A 5093-nucleotide genomic window follows, 5' to 3' on the forward strand; every position below is an offset into this window, starting at 1 on the left:
TTAAAGCTGGACGTAGTTTTCCTGATTTCAAGTCTGCTTGAGGAAAACGAATTAGAACAATATCACCTGGTTTCATGGTTGATAAATTTCTTGAGCATCTGCTAGGGAATATTCAATTTCATCTTCTTCTTTGAAAAATTGCTCTAATGAAAATTTTTGCCAGTCTTCATCTTGCCAATTAGTATATTCTGAAATGTTGTTTAGCTCAGGGGAAATTAATCGGGTAAAGTTGGCAATTTTTTCAACAATGTCATCAGGTAATCGGTCAATCTGTTGGTGAAGTTCTTCACGAATTGTAGCAGACATAAGTTAAATTATTTGATTAAGGTGTAGAATTGATGGTATTAATTATAACTCAGATATTGGGTGGTAATTTGGGAAAAAGGTAATGTTGGGTTTCGTCACCTCAACCCAATCTACAAGATCGCCCCTCCTCCTCAAAATCGCCCCTCCCCATCATCAAAAAAACGATCGCCCCTCCTCCTCCTCAAAAAGTGATCGCCTCTCCTCATTCCCCAAAAAAAGATCACCCCTCCTCATCACAAAAAGTGATCGCTACTTTCTTCTTCACCTCCCAAAAGTGATCGCACTACAAGATCGGTGATCGTACTAAATATTTATACCCAATTCATAGGATTTTTTGTAAATACGATTGGTCTCTTCCTTGATCGCTTTAAATTTTTGGTAGAAGGCTGAGAAGTTTAATTCTTTTTTGGAGAGGTCATAAAAAATCATCATTTCGATGTTGAGCATCTGACTATCGGTATCGATTTTTAAGCTTCTAAAGCCTATCGCTCGGTTACGATGTCTTTCTGGTTCTATTAAATCATTAACAGCATCTACTAAAGGTCCGCCAGCAGTAAATATCCCCACTAATCCTGTTAAGGCTCCAATGAGAAAGCTTCTTCTGCTTAGAGGGCTATTGCTGTTTTCATTCCTAGGGTTTCGAGCACACCATAAAGCAGAAAATAGTGTTATTGTCAATCCTACTAAGATTCTCCAAAAACGATATTGTCTTTTGTTCTTGCTTGCTATCCTTGCTTCTTTTTCACAAATAATAGAAAGATTAGCTAGGCTTTCCCACTGCTGGGCTAGATCTTGTAGTAATTCATGTCTCCAGTTATCTTGATCTACTAACTCTGGGAATAATGATTTTTCAAATATAATTGGGGATAGTTCTTTTTTTTGCTTATCTTCTTTAACATAATGGTCTTGTTTAACTTTATCTATAGCTTTATTTAGGTCAATTCTACGAGCAGTTATTTGCTCTTTAAACTTGGCAAAACTAAAATTATTTTGGTTATTTTGTTGAGTTATATTAGTTGTCATACATTCGTAAAAAGTCATGAAATATGATCGCCAATTTTATTAGCCAGAAAAAAGGCAATATTGTATTGTATCACCTCAACCCAAGCAACAAATCGGCGATTCAGCCATATTCTCAATAGGACTATTTCAGTAACTCGATTTCCCCTGGTCGCCAAGTCTTATCAAACCAAGGCTCAAGCGGGCCATAAAGTCGAAGAATCGTATTCCAACCCGTGCCCGGATTTGTCTGCACCCAGTTATTCTCCTTACCCGCAGGCGGTTTCGGCCCGAAATAGATATCCACAGAGCCATCGGCATTAACCAAAAGTCCCTTTGTCTGACTACCGACACTAGGAAACTGTTGATCCGTCTGAATCATCGATCGCGTCTGGTTACTGTCAAGAATCACTGACCAGAATAGTAGCACGCGAGGATGTGTTAGCGTAACGTAGAATAATTACAAATTCATCATGATTAAAAGCAAAAAAGCGCGTTAAGTAACTATTTTTTAAGTCAAGAGGGCAATTAGCGATCGCCACTCCTGATCAAAAAGCGATCACACCATGAGAAGAAAACCTGATCGCACTAAAGTCCAAAATAATCGCAAATCAGATAATTATTGTTAAAAAAACAATTTGGTCCGTTACATTTCATTAGCGTACCCTACAGGATCACCGACTATACTAACCGGTTGCTTGTCGAGGGCAATTTCAAATAAAAATTCAGGGGCAAAGTCTGCTCCGTTTGGCCATTCTATTGTCCGACTATTTACATATACTTTTTGAAATAAACTTTTATCTTTTAAGGGTTCAAAGATTTCTCCATACAATTCTTGTTCTAAATCTACAATCCCTTCTATTCCATTATTAATGGTTAGCTTTAATTGATACTTATCCAGATATTCCACACAGATAACATGAAGAAATAGCTCCTTTTTAGGGAAGGGGATCGATTCTGTTAAGAGGTTTTCTTTGACGCGCATTTTCCCAGTTCTCCAATAGTTCAGATTGGTGTAGATCAAGCCACTCCCATACTAAATTTAGTCCTCTTTTGGGCATTTGACCACAAACTTCACCTGTGTTAATCATTATAACCGCTTCATAATCTTGATACTCGGCATGGATAGGAGGCGGATTGTGATCGTTATAGTTCATGGTGATTTTTATTCCATAGAAGCTTGATAGAGTGGGCATGAGTAAGAATAGTAATAAAGGTTGCTTTCTAAAAGTTTGCCCCCTATTGTAAGCGATCGCCCTTGGCGTTCCTATCCCAAGCAATGACAATTTTAAAGTTTAATCAACAAGATAACAGCGATTACATTGAGCCTAGTCATAATGAAATTCACAACTAATAATAATAATTTTTGTCTCTGTTGGTTCCCCAATCCAATACATCTGTCTGTCTTTGTCCCAGTTGTTTGGCCGTTTCTTCTAACCAAGCAAGATAGTCTTGTTCGTATAAGTCTTTAGCGCTGGTCAGGTATTAGGTTTTTATTTTCTTGACGCTTATCTAACCTAAAAAAAGAGGGTTTGCAGGCAGGCAAGGATTCCCATTCTATATATAAGTATATGTCAAGGGCGGGGATTTGTCAAGGGTTTTGACAGTAGAAAGGGAGAAACTTTTTAACAATACACTTGTTCTAACATAGCGGTAGTGAGAGATTTTTGGCCGTGATAATAGAGACGACGATTGAGACAACCGATCGATTTAACATAGGTAGATAGGGTTCCCAGATCATGGGAAATAATTAAAATAGTTATCCACTCATTCAATTCTTGCAACAGGGAAAAAATACTAGCACGCATTTGGGGATCGACACTGGCAGTGGGTTCATCTAAAATCAAGAGACGGGGTTCTACCGCTAAAGCGCGAGCGATATAAACCCGTTGGCGCTGTCCTCCCGAAAGTTCGGCAATCGACCTTTTTTTCAACGCTAACATTCCCACACTATCTAAAGCTTTATCTACCCTTACCTCATCTTTTTTACTATAGCCTTGCCAGAGTTTTTTGCTGCTCAATCTCCCCATTTTCACCACCTCACCCACAGTGATGGGAAATGAGCGATCGCATTCGACAAACTGCGGCACATAACCGACTAATTCCCGACCTTTTTGGACACTTTGCCCCAAAATACTGACTTCTCCCCGCCAAGGTTTAATTAATCCCAGTAAAACCTTAAGGAGGGTAGTTTTTCCTCCTCCATTCGGGCCGATAATTCCCAGAAAATCCAATTCTTCAATGGTTAAATTAATATCTTCGAGGATGGGTTCCTGTTCGTAGCCGGCCCAGAGATTACTAATGGTAATGATCGTTGACATATACAAACAATTACTGATTTAAAACTGTGGCCATTTTTTGGGAAACTTGTCGCAGGTTTTCACTCCAATTTTGAGCAAAGGCACTGATAAGGATTACCTGTCCCCCAATTTCCCTAGCAATAGTTTCGGCACTTTTCTGACTAAATTCCGGTTGAGCAAAAATAACTTTAATATTCTCTTTTTTTGCCTGTTTGATTAGTTGACTTAACTGGGCAGCACTGGGTTCATTGCCTTCGATTTCGATCGCAATCATCTCTAAACCGTAATCTTGGGCAAAATAGCCCCATTCGGGATGAAAAACCATAAATTTTTGGTTTTTGACCCCTGCCAAGTTTTGCCGAATTTCTTGATCTAATGCGTCTAATTCCTGACTGAATTTTTCCAAGTTAGCCCGATAGATAGCTTCCTGACCGGGATCGAGTTGTGCTAGGGTTTGATAAATAGTCTTTGCTTGTGCTTTGACTCGTTTTGGTGATAACCAAATATGGGGATCTAGGGTGTTTTTTCCAGCTTGATGTTTTTCTTCCTTGCTGTGATCATGATCGTGATCATGATCGTGATTATGTTCTGCTGTCAAAGGGATTTTATCTACCCCTTGACTGGTATCGATGATTAACATCTGTTGGTTAACACTGTTTAAGCGATCTTTCCAGGCATCTTCTAAGGATACACCGATTTTAAAGTAGGCTTGCGATTGGGCTGTGGTTTTTAATTGTTCGGGTTTTGGTTCATAGGTGTGGGGATCTGTCCCGGGTTGAATCATGGCATTAACACTAACTCTATCACCGCCGATGCGTTTGACGAAATATTCCTGCGGTACGATACTCACTGTCACCTGTAAGGGTGTCTTTGCTTCCTCTTCCTTGACCGAGGGACCACTACAAGCTGTTAAGCTGGCTATAGTCAGGGTTAAAGCGATCGCTGTTAACTGGAAATTTTTACCCATCGGATTAACTGAGTCTGATTATGATTCTGATCTTATCACAGTCGGTGAGAATCGTTATCATTCTGAAAATATTTTGGTATAGATGTACTGGTTTTTCGTCCTTCGATCTTTCGCTCCCAATTAAAAAATTTTCTCTTGCTAACTAACGCTTGACATGATATTATATAGATAATGGAAAATCCGTGCGCCTGCGACCCCCCTCTGGTCAAGTCAAATAAAGCCCAAAAAAATTAACCCCAAAAAGTAGTGGGTGAACTGAAAACTGATAACTAATACTTGCTAAGACTGCACCGAAGTTGGGAGCAGGGATAGGAAGCCTGAGCATTTGTACTAAAACTCCCAAGAGGCAGTTTCAATTCAGTAGAGCTTAACTCTGCCGACAATTTTCTCCCCTTGACTATCGGTTAATTTTTTTTCCCAAAAAGCTTGACAAAACCCCACGACTTGACAGATAATTTCTTACATAATGGAAAATCCGTGCGCCTGCGACCCCCCTCTGGTCAAGTCAAATAAAGCCCAAA

The 5093-nt window shown here is 39.4% G+C and carries 7 protein-coding genes and 1 pseudogene; all 8 read right to left on the minus strand.

Annotated elements, in window-relative coordinates; all coding sequences use genetic code 11:
- Positions 1 to 72: 72 nt before the first annotated feature.
- The 8 genes and pseudogenes from PX482_RS25565 to PX482_RS25595 all read right to left on the minus strand — a co-directional run bounded on the left by PX482_RS25565 (position 73) and on the right by PX482_RS25595 (position 4572).
- Entirely contained in the window at positions 73 to 306 is a 234-nt protein-coding gene (locus tag PX482_RS25565) for a hypothetical protein (RefSeq protein WP_288025639.1), read from the minus strand.
- A gap of 303 nt (positions 307 to 609) precedes the next feature.
- The gene (locus PX482_RS25570; RefSeq protein WP_002757449.1) at positions 610 to 1347 is read right to left on the minus strand and encodes a hypothetical protein; all 738 of its coding nucleotides are present in this window, start codon (positions 1345 to 1347) and stop codon (positions 610 to 612) included.
- Between the two features lie 103 nt (positions 1348 to 1450).
- Positions 1451 to 1735 carry a DUF1214 domain-containing protein gene (locus tag PX482_RS25575; RefSeq protein ID WP_288025645.1) on the minus strand — a complete coding sequence of 95 codons (285 nt, stop codon included), beginning with the start codon at positions 1733 to 1735 and terminating at the stop codon, positions 1451 to 1453.
- A gap of 216 nt (positions 1736 to 1951) precedes the next feature.
- Positions 1952 to 2290, minus strand: a complete 339-nt coding sequence (locus PX482_RS25580) for a DUF2442 domain-containing protein (protein ID WP_288025648.1) — start codon at positions 2288 to 2290, stop codon at positions 1952 to 1954.
- Positions 2244 to 2501, minus strand: a complete 258-nt coding sequence (locus PX482_RS25585; protein WP_002757447.1) for a DUF4160 domain-containing protein — start codon at positions 2499 to 2501, stop codon at positions 2244 to 2246. The genes PX482_RS25580 and PX482_RS25585 overlap by 47 nt, the downstream gene beginning before the upstream one ends.
- Before the next feature lie 187 nt (positions 2502 to 2688).
- Positions 2689 to 2787, minus strand: a pseudogene (locus PX482_RS27920) (DUF29 family protein); the annotation flags it as partial.
- Positions 2788 to 2930: 143 nt separating this feature from the next.
- Positions 2931 to 3626: a metal ABC transporter ATP-binding protein gene (locus tag PX482_RS25590; RefSeq protein WP_002757445.1), complete on the minus strand. Its 696-nt coding sequence runs from the start codon at positions 3624 to 3626 to the stop codon at positions 2931 to 2933.
- A 10-nt stretch (positions 3627 to 3636) separates the two neighbouring features.
- Positions 3637 to 4572 carry a metal ABC transporter solute-binding protein, Zn/Mn family gene (locus PX482_RS25595; protein WP_002757443.1) on the minus strand — a complete coding sequence of 312 codons (936 nt, stop codon included), beginning with the start codon at positions 4570 to 4572 and terminating at the stop codon, positions 3637 to 3639.
- Positions 4573 to 5093: the final 521 nt, after the last annotated feature.

It is taken from the genome of Microcystis sp. M53602_WE12, from assembly GCF_030065455.1.
Classification (GTDB): Bacteria; Cyanobacteriota; Cyanobacteriia; order Cyanobacteriales; family Microcystaceae; genus Microcystis; species Microcystis aeruginosa.